The organism is Janibacter sp. FSL W8-0316 (assembly GCF_038004165.1).
Taxonomy (GTDB): domain Bacteria; phylum Actinomycetota; class Actinomycetes; order Actinomycetales; family Dermatophilaceae; genus Janibacter; species Janibacter indicus.
This window is the reverse complement of the sequence record NZ_JBBOQX010000001.1, coordinates 2,473,319-2,492,039: the sequence shown is the minus strand read 5'-3', so window position 1 is coordinate 2,492,039 and position 18,721 is coordinate 2,473,319. Positions and strand designations below refer to the sequence as shown.

General features: G+C 71.7%; 18 protein-coding genes and 1 pseudogene. 5 read left to right on the top strand and 14 right to left on the bottom strand.

Features of this window, described 5'->3' with window-relative positions; translation table 11 throughout:
- Window positions 1-69: 69 nt before the first annotated feature.
- Window positions 70-267: a DUF3073 domain-containing protein gene (locus NYE39_RS12250; protein WP_084452915.1), complete on the top strand. Its 198-nt coding sequence runs from the start codon at window positions 70-72 to the stop codon at window positions 265-267.
- Between the two features lie 22 nt (window positions 268-289).
- Here NYE39_RS12250 and NYE39_RS12245 read toward each other — a convergent pair whose 3' ends face one another.
- The 4 genes from NYE39_RS12245 to NYE39_RS12230 form a co-directional block, all read right to left on the bottom strand.
- Window positions 290-889 carry a response regulator transcription factor gene (locus NYE39_RS12245; RefSeq protein WP_192911319.1) on the bottom strand — a complete coding sequence of 200 codons (600 nt, stop codon included), beginning with the start codon at window positions 887-889 and terminating at the stop codon, window positions 290-292.
- A gap of 8 nt (window positions 890-897) precedes the next feature.
- Window positions 898-2,028 (bottom strand): phosphoribosylformylglycinamidine cyclo-ligase, encoded by a 1,131-nt coding sequence (purM, locus tag NYE39_RS12240; protein ID WP_341012852.1) that lies wholly within the window; start codon window positions 2,026-2,028, stop codon window positions 898-900.
- Window positions 2,025-3,548, bottom strand: coding sequence for an amidophosphoribosyltransferase (gene purF / locus NYE39_RS12235; protein ID WP_341012851.1), 1,524 nt, complete (start codon window positions 3,546-3,548; stop codon window positions 2,025-2,027). Before purF ends, purM begins: the two co-directional genes overlap by 4 nt.
- An 85-nt stretch (window positions 3,549-3,633) precedes the next feature.
- The gene (locus NYE39_RS12230) at window positions 3,634-3,867 is read right to left on the bottom strand and encodes a hypothetical protein (RefSeq protein WP_072623489.1); all 234 of its coding nucleotides are present in this window, start codon (window positions 3,865-3,867) and stop codon (window positions 3,634-3,636) included.
- Window positions 3,868-3,889: 22 nt separating this feature from the next.
- Between NYE39_RS12230 and NYE39_RS12225 the strand changes: the two genes are divergently transcribed.
- Window positions 3,890-4,948, top strand: coding sequence for a Gfo/Idh/MocA family protein (locus NYE39_RS12225; protein WP_341012850.1), 1,059 nt, complete (start codon window positions 3,890-3,892; stop codon window positions 4,946-4,948).
- 58 nt (window positions 4,949-5,006) lie between these two features.
- On the opposite strand, the gene NYE39_RS12220 is transcribed toward NYE39_RS12225, so the two are convergent.
- The gene (locus NYE39_RS12220) at window positions 5,007-5,384 is read right to left on the bottom strand and encodes a sterol carrier family protein (RefSeq protein ID WP_084452907.1); all 378 of its coding nucleotides are present in this window, start codon (window positions 5,382-5,384) and stop codon (window positions 5,007-5,009) included.
- A gap of 146 nt (window positions 5,385-5,530) precedes the next feature.
- Between NYE39_RS12220 and NYE39_RS12215 the strand changes: the two genes are divergently transcribed.
- Window positions 5,531-7,876 carry a bifunctional metallophosphatase/5'-nucleotidase gene (locus NYE39_RS12215; protein ID WP_341012848.1) on the top strand — a complete coding sequence of 782 codons (2,346 nt, stop codon included), beginning with the start codon at window positions 5,531-5,533 and terminating at the stop codon, window positions 7,874-7,876.
- A gap of 26 nt (window positions 7,877-7,902) precedes the next feature.
- Window positions 7,903-8,718 carry a spermidine synthase gene (locus NYE39_RS12210; RefSeq protein WP_341012847.1) on the top strand — a complete coding sequence of 272 codons (816 nt, stop codon included), beginning with the start codon at window positions 7,903-7,905 and terminating at the stop codon, window positions 8,716-8,718.
- Window positions 8,719-8,766: 48 nt separating this feature from the next.
- Here the strand turns inward: NYE39_RS12210 and purL are convergent, their stop codons facing one another.
- The 5 genes from purL to NYE39_RS12185 all read right to left on the bottom strand — a co-directional run bounded on the left by purL (window position 8,767) and on the right by NYE39_RS12185 (window position 14,753).
- On the bottom strand, window positions 8,767-11,040 hold the full coding sequence (purL, locus tag NYE39_RS12205; RefSeq protein WP_341012846.1) for a phosphoribosylformylglycinamidine synthase subunit PurL: 2,274 nt from the start codon (window positions 11,038-11,040) through the stop codon (window positions 8,767-8,769).
- Window positions 11,037-11,708 (bottom strand): phosphoribosylformylglycinamidine synthase subunit PurQ, encoded by a 672-nt coding sequence (purQ, locus tag NYE39_RS12200; protein WP_084452899.1) that lies wholly within the window; start codon window positions 11,706-11,708, stop codon window positions 11,037-11,039. The genes purL and purQ overlap by 4 nt, the downstream gene beginning before the upstream one ends.
- Window positions 11,705-11,995 carry a phosphoribosylformylglycinamidine synthase subunit PurS gene (gene purS / locus NYE39_RS12195; RefSeq protein ID WP_084452897.1) on the bottom strand — a complete coding sequence of 97 codons (291 nt, stop codon included), beginning with the start codon at window positions 11,993-11,995 and terminating at the stop codon, window positions 11,705-11,707. Before purS ends, purQ begins: the two co-directional genes overlap by 4 nt.
- A 514-nt stretch (window positions 11,996-12,509) precedes the next feature.
- On the bottom strand, window positions 12,510-13,049 hold the full coding sequence (locus NYE39_RS12190; RefSeq protein ID WP_341012845.1) for a DUF1697 domain-containing protein: 540 nt from the start codon (window positions 13,047-13,049) through the stop codon (window positions 12,510-12,512).
- 150 nt (window positions 13,050-13,199) lie between these two features.
- The gene (locus NYE39_RS12185; RefSeq protein ID WP_072623480.1) at window positions 13,200-14,753 is read right to left on the bottom strand and encodes a fatty acyl-CoA synthetase; all 1,554 of its coding nucleotides are present in this window, start codon (window positions 14,751-14,753) and stop codon (window positions 13,200-13,202) included.
- 99 nt (window positions 14,754-14,852) lie between these two features.
- Between NYE39_RS12185 and NYE39_RS12180 the strand changes: the two genes are divergently transcribed.
- Window positions 14,853-16,616, top strand: coding sequence for an alpha/beta hydrolase (locus tag NYE39_RS12180; RefSeq protein ID WP_341012844.1), 1,764 nt, complete (start codon window positions 14,853-14,855; stop codon window positions 16,614-16,616).
- Window positions 16,617-16,709: 93 nt separating this feature from the next.
- Here the strand turns inward: NYE39_RS12180 and NYE39_RS12175 are convergent, their stop codons facing one another.
- From NYE39_RS12175 to NYE39_RS12160, 4 genes and pseudogenes are all read right to left on the bottom strand, one after another.
- A complete protein-coding gene (locus NYE39_RS12175; RefSeq protein WP_341012843.1) occupies window positions 16,710-17,606 on the bottom strand; it encodes a phosphoribosylaminoimidazolesuccinocarboxamide synthase in 897 nt (298 codons plus the stop codon).
- A 92-nt stretch (window positions 17,607-17,698) separates the two neighbouring features.
- On the bottom strand, window positions 17,699-18,193 hold the full coding sequence (locus tag NYE39_RS12170) for a hypothetical protein (RefSeq protein ID WP_341012842.1): 495 nt from the start codon (window positions 18,191-18,193) through the stop codon (window positions 17,699-17,701).
- Window positions 18,194-18,231: 38 nt separating this feature from the next.
- Complete coding sequence (locus NYE39_RS12165; protein WP_341013420.1) at window positions 18,232-18,486, bottom strand: MerR family DNA-binding protein; 255 nt, start codon at window positions 18,484-18,486, stop codon at window positions 18,232-18,234.
- 95 nt (window positions 18,487-18,581) lie between these two features.
- A pseudogene (locus NYE39_RS12160) lies at window positions 18,582-18,686 on the bottom strand (MerR family DNA-binding transcriptional regulator); the annotation flags it as partial.
- Between the last annotated feature and the right edge of the window lie 35 nt (window positions 18,687-18,721).

The window sequence follows — 18,721 nt, the reverse complement described above, 5'->3', positions numbered from 1 at the left end:
CTGCCGTCCCCCTCAGGGCGGCGGGAGGATCAGCGCCGACCCGCACGAGCGCAATGAGGGGGTCACGCCATGGGGCGCGGCCGAGCAAAGGCGAAGCAGACCAAGGTTGCCCGCGAGCTGAAGTACTACTCGCCGGACACCGACCTGCGAGCGCTGGAGGCGGAACTTCACGGTCAGCCGAGTCAGCAGACGACGCGCGGTTCACGCGACGACGTCGACGAGGCGGACGACGACGACTACGACGCCTGGACCTCGCGCGAGCGCTGATCGCGCGACGAGCCACCTCTCGTCAGATCAATCCCTGACGCCGCGCTTCTGCGGCCGCCGCCTCGCGGCGCCGCACCCCGAGTCGGCCATAGGTGTGCGACAGGTGTGACTTCACGCTCGACAGACTGAGGTAGAGCCGCTCGGCGATCTCCTGGTTGCCCAGCCCCGCGGCGACGAGCCGCAGGACCTCGACCTCGCGGACGGTCAGGGGCGGAACCTCCCTCCGCACCCGCTGCACGAGGGGTCCGGTCGTCGGCTGGTCGATCTCGGCGACGTCACCTCGGGCCGCGGCCCGGATCGCGGCACCGATCTGCACCGGGGTGCTCGACGCCGCGAGGCAGCCATGGGCTCCCGCGGTGATGACCTCGTCCGTCAGGTCCACGTCGTCGGTGAGCACCACCCAGGCGGGCCCTCGGGCCACGCGCGTCGCGCGCACGACGTCGATCGGGCCGTGTCCCCGGTCGAGGCCCCCGTGCAGGAGGACGACGTCGACCCCGGGGGTGGAGATGACCTCTCCGACGGTCGCGGCCGGCGGGCACGGCTCGAGGTCGGGCTCCGCCGCGAGGACGGCCACGAGAGCCACCCGGCGCCACTCGTCGGCATCGGCGACGAGCACCCGCACCGCGGGTGTCAGGCGTGCTCCCCGACGACCTGCACGGCACCACCGTGCACACCCTTGGACCCCTGGACGACCTCGACCCCGGCGACCGGGTCGGTCGTGGCGGCGTCGGCGACCTCGCCGAGGACCCAGGCGTCGATGCCCGCCGCCCGCGACCGGGCGATGGCGGCGTCGACGCCGGCCTGCGGCAAAGCGGCGACGAAGCCGATGCCCATGTTGAGGGTGCGCTCGAGGTCTGCGCGGGGCACCGCGCCGAGCTCACCGACGAGGGAGAAGATCGGCGGCGGGGTCCACGACGCCCGGTCGACACGGGCGATCGTGCCCTCCGGCAGCACGCGGGCGAGGTTGGCGGCCAGCCCACCGCCGGTGACGTGGCTCAGGGCGTGCACGTCGATGCCGTCGGCCCGCACGAGGTCGAGCAGGGCTCGCGCGTAGATGCGGGTGGGCTCGAGCAGCTCGTCACCGAGGGTGCGACCGAGCTCGTCGACGTGCCGGTCGAGCTCCCACCCGGCGGCGGCGATGACCCGGCGCACGAGGGAGTAGCCGTTGGAGTGCAGACCGGAGGAGGCGAGGGCGACGACGACGTCACCGGCGGCGACGCGGTCGGGCCCGAGGACCTCGTCGTGCTCGACGACGCCGGTCGCGGCGCCGGCGACGTCGTACTCGTCGGGGTCGAGCAGGCCCGGGTGCTCGGCGGTCTCGCCGCCGACCAGCGCGACACCGGCGAGCTCGCACCCCTTCGCGATGCCTCCGACGATCGCGGCGATGCGCTCGGGCACGACCTTGCCGGTCGCGATGTAGTCGGTCATGAAGAGCGGCTCCGCGCCGCACACGACGATGTCGTCGACGACCATGCCGACGAGGTCCTGACCGATGGTGTCGTGGCGGTCCATCGCCTGGGCGATGGCGACCTTGGTCCCCACGCCGTCGGTGGAGGTGGCAAGGACCGGGCGACGCATGCCCTGCAGGGCGCTGGCGTCGAACATGCCGGCGAAGCCCCCGAGCCCGCCGAGCACCTCGGGGCGGGTGGCCCGGCGGATCGACTCCTTCATCAGGTCGACGGCCTTGTCGCCGGCCTCGACGTCGACGCCGGCGTCGGCGTAGGTGATCGGGGTCTGCTGCGTGGTCTCTGGGGTCGTCACGGGCGTCGCACGGCTTCCTGGGTCGGGGTGAACTCGAGCTCGAGCAGGGACTTGCCGAGGCGGTCCTCGCTCGGCAGCTCCATCGGGTAGGTGCCGGAGAAGCACGCGGTGCACAGCTCGTCGCGCGGCTGGTCGGTCGCGGCGATCATGCCGTCCTCGCTGATGTAGCCGAGCGAGTCGGCCCCGAGCGAGGTGCAGATCTCGTCGACGCCGAGCCCGGTGGCGATGAGCTCGGCGCGGGTGGCGAAGTCGATGCCGAAGAAGCAGGGCCACTTGATCGGCGGCGACGAGATGCGCACGTGGACCTCGGCGGCCCCGGCCTCGCGCAGCATCCGCACCACGGCGCGCTGGGTGTTGCCGCGGACGATCGAGTCGTCGACGATGACCAGCCGCTTGCCCTTGATGACGTGGTGCAGGGGGTTGAGCTTGAGCCGGATGCCGAGCTGTCGGATCGTCTGGCTCGGCTGGATGAAGGTGCGCCCGACGTAGGCGTTCTTGACCAGGCCCTGCCCGAAGGGGATGCCCGACTCCTGGGCGTAGCCGATGGCGGCCGGGGTCCCGGACTCGGGGGTCGCGATGACCAGGTCGGCCTCGACCGGGTGCTCGCGGGCCAGCGCGCGGCCCATCTCGACGCGCGCCTCGTGCACCGTGCGGCCGTGGATCGTCGTGTCGGGGCGGGCGAGGTAGACGTACTCGAAGACGCACCCCTTGCGCCGCGCGGGAGCGAAGCGCTGCGTGCGCAGGCCGTCCTCGTCGATGGCGACGAGCTCGCCGGGCTCGACCTCGCGGACGAAGGAGGCGCCGACGATGTCGAGGGCAGCGGTCTCGGAGGCGACGACCCAGCCGCGCTCGAGCCGACCGATGACGAGCGGGCGCAGGCCCTGCGGGTCACGGGCGGCGTAGAGGGTGTCCTCGTTCATGAAGACGAAGCAGAAGGCGCCCTGCAGCTTGGGCAGCAGCTCCATGGCCGCCGACTCGAGGGACTGGTCCTGCTCGTCGGCGAGCAGGGCGGTGACCAGCGCGGTGTCGGTCGTGTTGCCGCGGCGCAGCTCTCCCTTCGACACCCCCCGCCAGGTGCCGTCGACCTCGGGGGTCGCGGCGCGGTCCTCCACCATCTCGAGGAGCTCGGCGGAGTTGATGAGGTTGCCGTTGTGCGCGAGCGCGACCGTGCCGGCGTCGTGGCCACCGAGGGTGGGCTGCGCGTTTTCCCACGTGGACCCGCCGGTCGTCGAGTAGCGGCAGTGGCCGACGGCGATGTGCCCGCGCAGGGTCGACAGGCTGCGCTCGTCGAAGACCTGGGAGACCAGCCCCGTGTCCTTGTAGACGAGGATCTGCTGGCCGTTGCTCGTGGCGATGCCCGCGGACTCCTGACCGCGGTGCTGCAGGGCGTAGAGGCCGTAGTAGGTCAGCTTGGCGACATCCTCGCCCGGCGCCCAGACACCGAAGACACCGCAGGCGTCCTGGGGTCCCTTTTCACCGGGGAGCAGGTCGTGGGACAGGGTTCCGTCTCCGCGTGGCACGAGGACCAGTCTCCCACAGGGCCGACCCGCGGTGATCCCCTCCTCACCCGTCGCACCTCCGCGAGGGCCTGCCGGGCGAAGGGAGTTACTTGCGATAGGTGAAGAGGGCGGCGACGACCGCGCCGAGGAGTCCTCCGACGCACAGACCCAGGACGCTCATGTAGCCCAGGGTCGCGCTGGGGTCGTAGGTGATGTCGAAGCCCTCGTTGCGGTTGGGGCCGAAGTACGAGATCAGCCCGAAGACGATGAAGCCGATGATCGCCCCCGTCACGATGAAGGGGATCGGCTTGGGGTTGCTCCGGGGACGCTGCGCACTCACCCCGCCATCGTAGGTTGGTGACATGAGCAGCCAGCGCCCGCATGCCGACGTCCCCGGGATGAAGCTCCCCACCCCGCGCACCCCCGACCCGGCATCGGCGCCCGCGCTGCGGTGGGGTCTGCTCGGCGCCGGTTGGATCGCCTCGCAGCTGGCGATCTCCCTCCGGGGCACCGCCCAGACCGTCGTGGCGGTCGGGTCGCGCGACCTGCAGCGAGCCCAGGGGTTCGTCGACGAGCACGTGCCCGGTGCCCGGGCCCACGGCAGCTATGCCGACCTCGTCGCCGACCCCGATGTCGACGCGATCCACGTGGCCAGCCCGCACAGCGAGCACCTCGAGCACGCGCTGCTGGCGATCCGCGCCGGCAAGCACGTCCTCGTCGAGAAGCCCCTCGCGCCCACCGCCGACGAGGCGGCTCAGATCGTCGCCGCGGCGCGCGAGGCCGGCGTCTTCTGCATGGAGGCGATGTGGACCCGCTTCCTCCCGCACGTCGACGTCCTGCGCCAGGTGCTCGACGCCGGCCTGCTCGGCGAGGTGAGCACCGTGCTCGCCGACCACTCGATCCCGCTGTGGCCCGACGGCCCCGAGCGCCTGGCGAGCCCCGACCTCGCGGGCGGCGCCATGCTCGACCTGGGCATCTACCCGCTGTCCTTCGCCTCGCTGTGCCTCGGCGGCGTCACCTCGGCCGCCGGTGTGGGCTCGCTCACCGACCGCGGGGTCGACCGTCGGGTCGCCTTCGTCGTCCAGGGCCCGAGCGGTGCCGTCGCCTCGTGCGCCACCGACATGTCGGTCTCGTCGCCGACGACCGCCTCGGTCAACGGCACCTGGGCGCGGCTGGAGCTGGAGACGCAGTTCTACACGCCGACGACGATGCGGCTCGTCGGCGCCGACGGGGTCGTCCTCGACACGATGGAGGGCGACCCGGTCGAGAAGCACCGCGGTCTGAGGCACGAGGCCACCGAGGTGGCGCTGCGGGTCGCCGCCGGCGAGACGGAGTCGCCGATCATGCCGCTCGACGAGAGCGTGCGGATCCTGCAGGTCGCCGGGGAGCTGCTCGGCTCCCTTCGGCCCGCATTGCCGTAGGGCAATGCAGAGAGTGCGCGCATTGCCCTACGGCAATGCAGAGAGTGCGCGCATTGCCCTACGGCAATGCGGCGAGGGGGAGGTGGGCGGACAGGTCGGTGCGCTGGCCGCTGACCCGCACCCGGCCCGAGGACACCGCCTCGGCCCACCCGAGGTCGCCGACGACGAGCTCCAGCCAGCTCTGCGCGTCGGTCTCGACGACGGCCGGCGGGGTGCCGCGGGTGTGCACCGGCCCCTCGACGCACTGCACCGCAGCGAAGGGGGGCACCCGCACCTCGACGCTGCGCCCGGGAGCGGCGTCGCCGAGGTCGGCGACGGTGTGCCGCACCGCGGTCGCGAGGGTCGTGCGGTCGACCGCCGACCGGTCGTCGCTGGCGGCCCACGCCCGCAGCGCGGCCCGGCCCTGCTCCACGGGGATGCGTCGTCGTCCTGCCACGACCCCAGTCTCGCACCGCCCAAGGTTCACCGAACGGTCAGGGAACCTTCCCCCTTCGTCCTGCAGATGTATCCCGGGTACGGCACCATCTGACCCGGTGTGCCCGATGTCGGGCTCGTCACACACCCTGCCCCGGAGGAACCCTCATGTCCCTGAAGAAGAGAGGCGCGTCGCTGCTCGTCGGCGCGGGTGCGATCACCGCACTCGTCGCCACGTCCGGCACCGCCCACGCCGCCGACCCCGTCGAGCCGGGCGGGATCGACCCGTCGCTGACGACGATCAACCTGCTCAACATCAACGACTTCCACGGTCGCATCGACACCGACGGCACGGGCGCCTCGGGCAAGGCCTTCGCCTGCACCGTCGTCGAGACCCGGGCCCAGCTCGGCGAGGACTCGACGGCGCTGCTGTCGGCCGGGGACAACATCGGGGCCTCCCCCTTCACCTCCGCCTCCCAGGAGGACCTGCCGACGATCCAGTTCCTCAACACCCTCGGCCTCGAGGCCAGCGCCGTCGGCAACCACGAGTTCGACCGCGGCTTCTCCGACCTCACCGGCCGCGTCAGCCAGGCCGCGGACTTCGACCTGCTCGGCGCCAACGTGTACGAGCGCGGCACGACCACCCCGGCGCTCGACGAGTACTCGATCGTCGAGGTCGGCGGGCTCAAGGTCGGCGTCGTCGGCGCGGTCACCCAGCAGACCCCATCGCTCGTCTCGCCGCAGGGCGTCTCGGGCCTCGACTTCGGCGACCCGGTCGAGGCGGTCAACCGCGTCGCGGCCCAGCTCAAGGACGGTGACGCGACCAACGGCGAGGCCGACATCGTCGTCGCCGAGTACCACGAGGGCGCGACCGAGGGCGACGACCTCACGACGCTCGACGCGCAGGTCGCCGCAGGCGGCGCCTTCGCCGACATCGTCAACGACACGGCGCGCGAGGTCGACGCGATCTTCACCGGCCACACCCACAAGGGCTACGCCTGGGACGCCCCGGCGCCCGACGGCGGCACCCGGCCGATCATCCAGTCCAACTCCTACGGCGACACCCTCGGCCAGCTGCAGCTCGGCTTCGACGAGGAGACCGGCGAGGTGACGCAGTACTCGGCGACCAACGTCGAGGTCGCCGACCCGACCGACACGTGCGCCAGCAACCCGACCTACGTCTCCGCGAGCGCGATCGTCGACGAGGCCGTCGCCTCCGCCGGCGAGCTCGGCAAGAAGGTCATCGGGACGGTGAGCGACGACATCACCACCGCCCACAACGACGGCGCCCGGGACAACCGCCAGCGCGAGTCGACCCTCGGCAACCTCACCGCCGACATCTGGCTCGACGCGCTCAACCAGCCCGGCCGCGGCGGCGCCGACATCGGCATCATGAACCCCGGCGGCCTGCGTGACGAGCTGCTCCACGAGCCCACCGGCGACGAGGAGCCCGGCGAGGTCACCTACGCCGAGGCCGCGTCGATCAACCCCTTCGCCAACACCCTGATGACCGTCGACCTCACGGGCGCGCAGGTCGTCACCCTCCTGGAGCAGCAGTGGCAGCCGGAGGGCTCCTCGCGGCCCTTCCTCAAGCTCGGGCTCTCCGACAACGTCACCTACACCTACGACCCGGACGCCGCCGCCGGCAGCCGGATCTCGTCGGTGAGCATCGACGGCGAGCCGCTCGACGAGGGCGCCACCTACACGATCGCCTCGGGCTCCTTCCTCATCGGCGGCGGTGACAACTTCACCGTCCTCGCCGAGGGCAGCAACGCCAAGGACACCGGCCTCATCGACACCGACGCCTTCGTCAACTACTTCGGCGCGCGTGACGAGGTCAGCCCCGACCACCGCAAGCAGGCCGTCGCGATCACCGACCAGCCGAGTGAGCTGACGGCCGGCGACGAGGTCTCCTTCACCGCCTCCGGCTTCGACCTGACGTCGCTCGGCTCGCCGACCAACTCCGAGGTCGAGGTCTTCGTCGGCGACGACTCGGTCGGCACCTTCCCGATCACGGCCGGCCTGATCCAGGGCGTCCCGACGCGCAACGGCACCGCGGACATCAGCTTCACCGTCCCGGAGCAGGCCACCGCTCCGGCGGGCAGCGCCGCCGACGACGACGGCACCGCCTCGCAGGTCCGTCTCGTCGCCTCGCCCAGCGACACCGAGGTCAGCTTCCCCGTGACGATCACGGCGGACGAGCCGACCTCGACGACGACCGACCCGACGACGTCCACGAGTGACCCGACGACCTCGACGTCGAGCGACCCGTCCACCTCCACATCCACGTCGACGAGCGGGACGGGCACGAGCACCGGCACGCCGACGGCCACGTCGACCTCCGGCACCGCGCCGGGCACCGATGACGACGTCACCGGTCCGGTCGTCGAGACCGACGACACGACCCCCGGCCCCGGTGCGGGTGTCGTGGGCTCGGGTCTGGGGCTGCTCCTCGCAGCCGGCGCGGCCCTGGCGATCGCCGGCGCACGCCGCACCGCGGGTCGTCGTCACTGACCCCCTTCGTGTGTGAGGGTTGGCGCATGGCCGAGGTGGAGTTCGTGGCGGACGAGCACGGGGGCGTCACGGTGATGCGTGACGGGCATCCGCAGAGCCACGTCGACGTCGATGACCCGGAGCACCTGGTCTTCGAGTACGTGCAGCACATGGCGGCCGTCCTCGACGCGGTCCACCCCGCCCCCGACCCGATCGGCGTCACGCACGTCGGCGGTGCCGGCCTGACCCTGCCGCGCTGGGTGCACGCCACCCGCCCCGGCTCCCCGCAGATCGTCCTCGAGCCCGACGAGACCCTCACCGCCGCCGTCCGCGAGCAGCTGCCGCTGCCCCGTGGCCACCGGATCCGCGTGCGGCCACAGCTCGGCCGGCCGGGGGTCGAGGCGCTCAAGGACGCCTCGGCCCATGCGGTCGTCGTCGACGCCTTCGACGAAGGGAGGGTCCCCGCCGATCTGCAGACGGTCGAGTTCTTCGGGCACGTGGCGCGGGTGCTGCGGCCCGACGGCGTGCTCGTCATGAACTCCCCCGACGAGCCGGGCTGGCGGCACCTCGCCGATGTCGTGGCGGGGGCGCGGGCCGCCTTCGGCCACGACGGGTCGCTCGCGCTCGTCGCGATGCGTGACGTCATCAAGGGGCGCCGCTACGGCAATGCCGTGCTCGTCGCGGCCCACCGACCGCTCGATGTCGACGAGATCCGGCGGCAGGTGGGGCGCTGGCCCTTCCCCTCCGGCGTGCTCGGTGCGGCGGAGCTCGCCCGCCGTACCGCCGGTGGGCGGGTGCTCACGGACGGGGAGGAGCGGCCGGCGCCGACCGCCCCCGACCCGGGGGCCTGGCGGGTGCGCTGACGAGGCCGCGGGACGACCTGGGGCATATCAGGTGGACGCGCGACGCCGTCAGCCGAAGTAGCGCGCCATCGTGCCGGTGTGCGCGGCCCCCATCTCCTCCAGGCCGAGGTCGAGGACGTCCTTGACCTTGAGCCGGTCGGCATCGGTCGTGCCGAGGCGCGCGACGGGGACGCCGTGCGCCTCGGCGATGCCGACGACGGTGACCAGGTCGCTCTCGCTGCGCACGGTGACCAGCGCCCTGGCCGTCGACTCGGAGTACAGCGCCGTGAAGGCGTCGATCCCGTCGCGGTCGAGGACCGGCGACAGGTCGACCGAGGCCCCGGTGCCACCGGTGAGGACCGACTCGGCGAGCGCCACGGCCAGGCCGCCGTCGGACAGATCGTGCGAGCTGGCGAGGACACCGCGGCGCACCGCGTCGACGAAGAAGGAGGCGAGCGCCTTCTCGGCGGCGAGGTCGACGACGGGCGGCTGCCCGCCGAGGTGCCCGTGCAGCGCGTGCGCCCACTCGCCACCGTCGAGCTCGTCGCGGGTCTCGCCGAGGAGCAGGACGATCTCCCCCTTCGCCCGGAAGCCGGAGGCGACGGACGTCGCGACGTCGTCGATGACGCCGAGCACGCCGACGACGGGCGTCGGGTGGACCGCCGTCTCACCGGTCTGGTTGTAGAAGGAGACGTTGCCGCCGGTCACCGGGATGCCGAGCTCGAGGCAGGCGTCGAAGAGGCCGCCGATGGCCTGCTGGAACTGCCACATGACGCCCGGGTCCTCCGGCGAGCCGAAGTTGAGGCAGTCGGTGACGGCCAGCGGCAGGGCGCCGGAGGTCGCGACATTGCGGTAGGACTCGGCGAGGGCGAGCTGCGCCCCGGCGTAGGGGTCGAGCCGGCCGAAGCGGCCGTTGCAGTCGGTCGAGACCGCGACACCCAGACCGGACTCCTCGTCGACGCGGACCACGCCGGAGTCGTGCGGCATGGCGCGCTTGGTGTTGCCCAGGACGTAGCGGTCGTACTGGTCGGTGACCCACGTCTTGTCGCAGATGTTGGGCGAGGCGAGCAGCGCCAGCAGGTCGGCACCCGGGTCCGCGGGACGGGGAAGGGAGGAGCTGCTGTCGGCCTGCACCGCGTCGAGCCACTCCGGGCGGGCGATCGGACGCTCGTAGACCGGGCCGTCGTGGGCGACGGACCGCGGCGGCACGTCGACGATGGTCTCGCCGTGCCAGGTGATGACGAGCCGGTCGCCGTCGGTGACCTCGCCGAGGACGGCGGCCTCGACGTCCCACCGGCCGGTGATCTCGAGGAAGGCGTCGAGCTTGTCGGGCGCGACGACGGCCATCATCCGCTCCTGCGACTCCGACATGAGGATCTCCTCCGCGCGGAGGGTCGAGTCGCGCAGCGGCACCTTGTCTAGCTCGATCTGCATGCCGCCGTCGCCGGCGGAGGCCAGCTCGGAGGTCGCGCAGGACAGGCCGGCGCCACCGAGGTCCTGGATGCCCTCGACGACGCCCGCGGCGTAGAGGTCGAGGCAGCACTCGATGAGGACCTTCTCCGCGAAGGGGTCACCGACCTGGACGGCGGGCCGCTTGGCAGGGCCGCCCTCCTCGAAGGTCTCCGAGGCGAGGACGGAGACGCCACCGATGCCGTCACCGCCCGTCTTGGCGCCGAAGAGCACGATCTTGTTGCCGGTGCCGGACGCGTTGGCGAGGTGGAGGTCCTCGTGGCGCAGCGAGCCGACGCACAGCGCGTTGACGAGCGGGTTGCCCTGGTAGCACTCGTCGAAGACGATCTCGCCGCCGATGTTGGGCAGGCCGAGGGAGTTGCCGTAGCCGCCGATGCCCTTGACGACGCCGGGCAGGACGCGCGCGGTGTCGGGGTGGTCGATGGCGCCAAAGCGAAGGGGGTCCATCACCGCGATCGGGCGGGCGCCCATCGCCATGATGTCGCGGACGATGCCGCCGATGCCGGTCGCGGCGCCCTGGTAGGGCTCGACATAGCTCGGGTGGTTGTGCGACTCGACCTTGAAGGTCACCGCCCAACCGTGGCCGATGTCGATGACACCCGCGTTCTCCCCGATGCCGGCGAGGGTCTTGCCCAGGGGGGTCTCGGAGGGCAGGTCGCCGAAGCGCTTGAGGTGGACCTTGGAGGACTTGTAGCTGCAGTGCTCGGACCACATGACTGAGTACATCGCCAGCTCGGCGCTCGTCGGGCGGCGGTCGAGGATCTCGCGGATGCGCTCGTACTCGTCGGCCTTGAGACCGAGCTCGGCCCACGGCTGCTCGGTGTCGGGGCTGCCCTGCGCGACGGCCACGGTGTCGAGGTTGCTGACGGTCACGCGGACACCACCTGCTCGAGGACGGACGTGAAGAAGGTGCGGCCGTCGAGGCTCGGGCCGAAGCCCTCCTCGACGGCGTGCTCGGGGTGCGGCATGAGGCCGACGACGTTGCCCCGCTCGTTGGTGATGCCGGCGATGCCGCGGGAGGAGCCGTTGGGGTTGTCGCCGACGTAGCGGAAGGCGACCTGTCCCTCCCCTTCGAGCCGGTCGAGGGTGGCCTCGTCGGCGACGAACTGGCCGTCCTGGTTCTTCAGGACGATGCTGATCTCCTGGCCGGCCTCGAAGCCGCTGGTCCAGGCGCTCTCGGCGTTGTCGACGCGCAGGACCTGGTCCTTGCACAGGAACTTGCGGTGGTCATTTTGGATCATCGACCCGGGGAGCAGGTGCGACTCGGTGAGGATCTGGAAGCCGTTGCAGATCCCGAGGACCGGCATCCCTCCCTTCGCCGCGGTGATGACCTCGCCCATGACCGGGGCGAAGCGTGCGATGGCCCCGGCCCGCAGGTAGTCGCCGTAGGAGAAACCGCCGGGGACGACGACGGCGTCGACGCCGTGCAGGTCGGCGTCGCCGTGCCACAGGGCGATGGCCTCGCCGCCGCACAGGGTGACGGCGCGGCGGGCGTCGGAGTCGTCGAGGCTGCCGGGGAAGGTGATGACGCCGATCTTCACGCGCCGGCCCCGGTGATCGGCGCCTGCTCCGGCTCGTCGCTCGTCAGCTCGTGGACGCTCACGACGTCCTCGATGACGGGGTTGGACAGGAGGGTCTCGGCGGCCTCGCGGGCCTGCGCGAGGTGGGCCTCGGTGACGTCACCGTCGACGGACAGCACGAAGCGCTTGCCCTGCCGCACGTCGGTGAACTGGTCGATCCCGAGCCGGGGCAGCGCCCCCCGGACCGCCTGGCCCTGGGGGTCGAGGATCTCGGGCTTGAGCATGACGTCGACGACGATGCGTCCCACAGGTGTCTCCTGGTGCGAAGGGGGTGGTCCGCCCGTGAGTCTAGTTGGCGGGGTCGCCGCCCCTCTCCCTCGCCCACGTTCGCCGAGCCCTTCCAACGTTCGTCGAGGTGCGAAGCCGCCCGCGGCTGAGCCTCGAGACGCGGCGAGGACGAAGTCCCCTCCTCCGCTCCCTGAGGAGGAGGCCGCCCGCGGCCGACGTCTCGAAGGGACGAGCCCACCCCTCTCACACCCCGCTCCCTGAGGAGGTCGCGCAGCGACCGTCTCGAAGGGAGCGACATTACCGTTGTCACATGGCACCACACCCACCCTTGGATGAGGGCTCGGCCGAGACGTCGGAGATCGTGGCGGACACCCACCTCCTTCGCGAGATCACCGTGGCCCTGGACGATCTCCGCCGAGGAGACGTGCTGACAACCGAGGATGTCTTGCAGAGCCTGAGGGACGCGGGGCGAGGATGACCGCGTGCCGGTGCTGATCCTGACGCACCGCCGCGGCGCCTACCGCAGCTGACCCCTCACCCCCATCGCTCGGCCAGATCACGGACGACCGTGAGGTTGCGGTTGGTCCACACCCCCATCGCCCGGTCGTGCGCGGCGGGCAGCTTGACCTGGTGGTAGCGGTCCTTGCCGTCGAGCAGGAGGTGGACGGCGCGGCCGCGGACGGCGGTGGCCTCCCCTTCGCCGACGTGGGTGAGCAGCTCGACGGCCTCCGTCGACGGCACCTCCCGCATGAAGGTCACGTAGTGCGCCGCCACGTCGAAGGGCACCTGCCCCGCCACCTCGCCCGCATCCGCGACGACGGCCACCAGCTCGGCCGGCGTGAGCACCACCGTCGGCACCTCGAAGCCCCGGTCGGCGAGGAAGGCCGCCTCGAGCGTCGCCTCGACGGCAGCGGTCGAGCGCTGCCGGCTCGTCAGCCGCACGTTGCCGGTGTTGAGGTGCACCGCGACGTCGCTCGCACCGGTCTCCTCGACGACCCGCTGCAGGTCCGCCTTGGGGAACCTGCGCTTGGCGCCGAGGTTGATCGCGCGGAGGAAGGCGACGTAGGTGGCCATGCGACCATCATGGCGTGCACAAGAGGTCGTTCTGGTGCATCTCGCGGCAATGGATGGGCGTCAATCGCAGCAGGACTACCTGTTGTGCACGGGCGCGGCTTCGAGGCTCGGCCGCGGACGGCCTCACACCTCAGCCAGCGGGCTCGGCCATCAGCTGAAGCGCTCGCGCAGCTCCCGCTTGAGGATCTTGCCGCTCGGGTTCTTGGGCAGGGCGTCGAGGATCTCGATGCGCTTGGGCCGCTTGTAGCTCGCGAGCACCTGCGCGCAGTGCTCCTGGACCGACTCTGCGGTGAGCCCCGAGCCCTCCTTCGGCACGATCGTCGCGGTGACCGCCTCGACCCACGTCGGGTCGGGCAGGGCGAAGACCGCGACCTCGGCGACGTCGGGGTGGGCGTAGATCGCCTCCTCGACCTCGCGGGAGGCAACGTTCTCCCCACCGGTCTTGATCATGTCCTTCTTGCGGTCGACGATCGTGATCCGCCCGTCGTCGTCCGCGATGGCGAGGTCACCGGAGTGGAACCACCCTCCGGCGAACGCTTCGGCCGTCTTCTCCTCGTTGCGCCAGTAGCCGGCCGCGATGTGCGGGCTGCGGTGGACCACCTCGCCGACCTCGCCGACGGGCACCTCGTTGCCGTCGTCGTCGACGAGCCGGGTCTCGACCATGAGCACCGGCCGCCCCGCGGAGCCGGCGTGCGACAGCTGCTCGTGCGGCGGCAGGATCGTCGCGACGGGGGCAAGCTCGGTCTGGCCGTAGAAGTTCCACAGGTCGACATCGGGCAACCGCTCCTGGATCTCCCCCAGCACCTCGACGGGCATCGGCGAGGCCCCGTAGTACCCCTTGCGCAGGCTGCTCAGGTCGGTGCTGTCGAAGTCGGCGTGCCGCAGCAGCGAGATCCACACGGTCGGCGGCGCGAAGTACTTCGTCACCCCGTGCTCGGCGATCTTGGCCAGCACGGTGGCCGGGTCGGGCGCCGGCAGGATGATGCTCGTGGCGCCGAGCATGATGTCCGGCCCGAGGAAGCAGTCGAGCTGCGCGCAGTGGTAGAGCGGCAGCGTGTGCAGGTCGACGTCGTCACCGGTCATGCCGCCGTCGACGATCGCACTGAGGTACTCCGCCTGCAGCGCGCGGGAGGTGAGCAGCGCTCCCTTGGGTCGGGACTCGGTGCCGGAGGTGTACATGAGGCGGATCGGGTCGTCGTCGGCGACGATCGGCGGCTCCCAGCCCGTGGCGTCGGTGGCGACGAGGTCGGCGAAGGGGGTCCACCCGCCGCTCGCGTCGCCGGTCACCACGCGGGTCCCGATCTCGAGCCCGCTGGCGTCGATCGCCGCGTCAGCGGTGGCGACGAACTCCGGCTGGGTCAGCATGGCGACCGGCTCGCTGTTGCCGAGGATGAAGCCGACCTCGTCGGCGGTGAGCATGAAGTTGATCGGCACGAGGATCGCGCCGAGCCGTGCTGCACCCCAGGCGATCGCGGCGAAGTCGGCGCTGTTGCGGCTGAGCAGGGCGACGCGGTCCCCCTTCGTCACGCCGCGCTCGGCGAGGCCGGCGGCCACGGAGGTGACGATCGCGTCGAACTCACGGAAGGTCCAGCGGACGTCACCGTCGATGAACGCGACCTTGTCCCGGTGGCGAGCAGCACTGCGGCGCAACACCTCCCCGAGACCGTTGGCGCGGGCAATGGCCATCTCCGTCTGCGTCGACATGAGCCCGAGTCTGCCAGCGTGTCGAGTCGCGGAGTGATGCGAGTCACCCTAGGTTGTGAGCGGCCCGGTGCGCAGTGCACGGGGAAGACAGGGGAACACATGATGAAGAACGTCCGCACGCGCCTGCTCGCGCTGACCGCCACGGCCGGCCTGGCCCTCAGCCTCGGCTCGGTGACGGCGTCGGCCGCACCCACGCCGGCCGCACCGACGAAGGCCACCACCACGACCTCGACCGAGGACGCCAAGCTCGACAAGGTGGCCACCCCCAGGCTCGGGTGGTTCAGCTGTTACGGCGGCGCGGAGTGCGCCACCGTGAAGCTCCCGCTCGACTACGACAACCCGAAGGGCGCGAAGACCAACGTCGCCGTGCTGCGCCAGAAGGCGACCGGCAAGCGCATCGGCACGCTCTTCGTCAACCCCGGCGGCCCCGGCGGTTCCTCGACGGAGATGGCCTACGCCGCCGGCCAGTGGCTCTCGCCCGAGGTCCGCGAGAAGTTCGACGTCGTCGGCGTCGACCCGCGCGGCATCGGCTTCAGCGACCAGGTCCAGTGCCTGCCGGTCGAGCGCCAGGACGAGGTGATGAAGGACCTGCGCGTCGCCTTCCCGGTGGGGACCACCGAGCAGCGGCGCTTCATCACCGCGACCGAGAAGGTCACTCGCGCCTGCTCGAAGAACTCGCTCGCCACGTCGATGTCGACGGCCGAGGTGGCCCGTGACATGGAGATGGTCCGGCGCGCGCTCGGCAGCGACAAGCTGAGCTACATCGGCTTCTCCTACGGCAGCCACCTCGGGACGACCTACGCCAACATGTTCCCGAAGAACTTCCGCAGCCTGGTCATCGACGGCGTGCTCAGCCCGACCGCGTGGTCCGGCACCCGCAGCACCCAGTCGTCGCCCCTCGAGGAGCGCCTCAGGTCCGGCCGCGGCGCCTCCAAGGCTCTCGACAAGATCCTTCAGGAGTGCGGCAAGGTCGGCCCGTCGAGGTGCGGCTATGCCGAAGGGGGCGACCCCAAGGCGAAGTTCGCGGCCCTGACCGCCGAGCTGAAGAAGAAGCCCGTCGAGGTCACCGACCCCTTCGAGGGAGGGACCTTCACACTCACCTACGCCGACGTCATCGGCACCCTGCTGGGGACCCTCTACGACCCCGAGGCACCCTCGATGGTCGACTTCACCCTGACCGACATCGAGTCGATGATCGAGGTGTCCGAGGCGCCCCAGAGCCGCACCGCCACGTCCCAGCGCACAACGCTGCACCGGGAGGTCGTCGCCGAGCTGAAGAAGGACCGCACCTCCCCGCGGCGCGGGTTCGTCTACGACAACTCGCTCGACGCCTTCCTGTCGGTGACCTGCACCGACAGCCGCGAGACGACCAGGATCGATGACTTCCCCGCGTACGCCACCAAGAGCGACGCCGCCGCGCCGCACTTCGGTCCCGCGTGGCTGTGGAGCTCGGCCGGCTGCGCCGGTGACGCCTTCACCGGCCAGGACGAGGACGCCTACGTCGGGCCGTACAACCGGGTCACCCCCAAGGGTGTGCTCGTCGTCGGCAACTACTGGGACCCGGCGACCAACTACGACGGCGCGGTCCGCACCCGCTCGATCCTCGGACGCTCCCGCCTGATCTCGAGCGACTCGTGGGGCCACACCGCCTACGGCGTCTCGGCCTGCGTGACCCAGCGGGTCGACAGCTACCTGCTGCGCGGCATCTCGCCGCGCATCGACGCCACCTGCCCCGCCGAGACCGAGATGTTCCCCGACTGGGGCGCCCAGTCCGCCCCGGAGAGCGTCCCGCAGCTGCTCGAGCGCACCAGCCTGCCGAAGGGGAAGGGCAAGGGCTTCCCGGCACCGACGGTCGTGCGCTGACGCGTCACGCCGCCTGAGGCACGAGGGGCGAAGGGGGTCACCCCCTTCGCCCCTCGTGCTGCTCCCGGGTGGGGCAAGGGTGAACGCTCCCGATCAGGAGCGGAAGGTCTGCCCCGTCAGCCGCTCGTAGGCCTCGACGTACTTCGCGCGGGTCTGCGCGACGACGTCCTCCGGGAGCGAAGGGGGCGCCTCGCCCGAGGTCTTGTCCCAGCCGCTCGCCGGCGAGGTCAGCCAGTCGCGGACATATTGCTTGTCGAAGCTCGGCTGCTGCCGGCCGGGCTGCCACTGGTCAGCCGGCCAGAAGCGCGAGGAGTCGGGCGTGAGCACCTCGTCCGCCAGGACGATCTCGTCGCCGCGCATGCCGTACTCGACCTTGGTGTCGGCGAGGATGATGCCGCGCTCGGTGGCGATCTCGTTGCCGCGCTTCAGGATGCGCACCGTGAGGTCGCGCACGCGCGAGGCGAGGTCCTCGCCGATCTCGGCGACGACGCCGGCGTAGGGGATCGGCTCGTCGTGCTCGCCGACGGGTGCCTTGGTCGAGGGGGTGAAGATCGGCTCCGGCAGGGGCGAGCCGTCGACCAGGCCGGCCGGCAGCTCGATGCCGCTCACGGCGCCACTCGCCCGGTACTCCCCGAGCCCGCCACCGGTGAGGTAGGCGCGGGCGACGCACTCGACGGGCAGCATCTCGAGTCGCTCGACGAGCACCGCCCGGCCGGCGACGGCCGCGGGGACGTCGGTCGAGACGACGTGGTGCGGCACGAGGTCGGCGAGCTGGTCGAACCACCACAGCGACATCTGCGTGAGCACCGCGCCCTTGTCGGGGATCGGGGTGTCGAGCACGAAGTCATAGGCCGACATCCGGTCGCTCGCGACGAGCAGCAGCTGGTCCTCGCGCGGCTGCCCGTCGGTACCGACCGGCGCGTAGAGGTCGCGCACCTTGCCGGAGTAGACGTGGGCGTAGCCGGGCAGCTGCAGCGGGGTCTCGCTCATGGGCACATCCTCGCAGCAGGCCGACGGGAGCCGCCGCGCGCCTCAGCCTCCGGTCACCGCCGCGAGATGCGTCGAGCCCGGGATCGGTTGGGTCAGGCCCGGCGGCGCCCCAGTCGGCGGGCTCCGGCGGCACCGAGCCCGGTCGCGAGGAGCAGACTGCCGAAGAGCAGGAAGTTCATCGGGGTGAGGATGACGTAGGCGTCACGACCGACGCTCGCCGGCACGAGGTCGTAGATCGAGCGGGCGAGCTGGAGGTCGCCGAGGGCCACGCCGAGGGCCAGGGTGCACAGCCCTGCCACCGTCGTGCCGACGGACGACCACGCCGTGACCGCTGCCCAGAGGAGCGCCGCCAGGACGAGAACCGCGGCACCGGCGAACGTCGCGCCCCACTGGGGTTGGAACTGTTCTGCGTAGGAACGCCATCCCCGCGCGAGCACCCACAGCCCGCCGATCGTCACCCACCACGGCAGCACGGCGACCAGCGGGGTGAGGAGCCACGCGAGGAGGCGACTCGACCCCCCTTCGGTCCGGTCCTCGGCGCGCTGCGCGGCCGTCGTGGCGGTCGTGGTCTCGGGCTCCCCTGTCATGCGGCCATGCTCCCACCGACGGGAGGCCGAAGGGGGTTTCAGCCGTCCCGCAGACCGGCCGGCCAGCGCCGGGCACCGGGGCCTTCGGCACCCCGCTCGTCGCCGGGGTTGTAGATCGGGCAGCTCGACGTCGACAGGCAACCGCAGCCGATGCACCCACTCGTCGTGTCACGCAGCTCGACGAGCGCGTCGATGCGCTCCTGGAGGGCGTCGTGCCAGCGCCGGGAGAGCCGCGCCCAGTCCCGTGCGGTCGGGGGCCGCTGCGCCGGAAGGGAATCGAGCGCCTCGCGGATCTCGTCGAGGGACAGGCCGAAGCGCTGCGCCGCAGGACGAGGGCGAGCCGCCGCAGCGTGTGCCGCGGGTAGCGACGCTGGTTGCCCGCCGTCCGGGTCGCGTGGACGAGCCCCTTGGTCTCGTAGAAGCGCAGCGACGGGACGCTCACCCCGGCCCGGGCCGCCACCTCGCCGATGGTGAGCAGGTCCCGCGTGTCCATGCCCCAACCCTATCGGCTTGACCTCAAGTGAACTT

Excerpts from the sequence above, each read along its gene's own strand:
- NYE39_RS12225 (WP_341012850.1), top strand. The coding sequence starts at position 3,890 with ATGAGCAGCCAGCGCCCGCATGCCGACGTCCCCGGGATGAAGCTCCCC.
- NYE39_RS12185 (WP_072623480.1), bottom strand. The coding sequence starts at position 14,753 with ATGTCGACGCAGACGGAGATGGCCATTGCCCGCGCCAACGGTCTCGGG.
- NYE39_RS12190 (WP_341012845.1), bottom strand. The coding sequence starts at position 13,049 with ATGGCCACCTACGTCGCCTTCCTCCGCGCGATCAACCTCGGCGCCAAG.
- NYE39_RS12180 (WP_341012844.1), top strand. The coding sequence starts at position 14,853 with ATGATGAAGAACGTCCGCACGCGCCTGCTCGCGCTGACCGCCACGGCC.
- NYE39_RS12170 (WP_341012842.1), bottom strand. The coding sequence starts at position 18,193 with ATGACAGGGGAGCCCGAGACCACGACCGCCACGACGGCCGCGCAGCGC.
- NYE39_RS12215 (WP_341012848.1), top strand. The coding sequence starts at position 5,531 with ATGTCCCTGAAGAAGAGAGGCGCGTCGCTGCTCGTCGGCGCGGGTGCG.
- NYE39_RS12250 (WP_084452915.1), top strand. The coding sequence starts at position 70 with ATGGGGCGCGGCCGAGCAAAGGCGAAGCAGACCAAGGTTGCCCGCGAG.
- NYE39_RS12175 (WP_341012843.1), bottom strand. The coding sequence starts at position 17,606 with ATGAGCGAGACCCCGCTGCAGCTGCCCGGCTACGCCCACGTCTACTCC.
- NYE39_RS12210 (WP_341012847.1), top strand. The coding sequence starts at position 7,903 with ATGGCCGAGGTGGAGTTCGTGGCGGACGAGCACGGGGGCGTCACGGTG.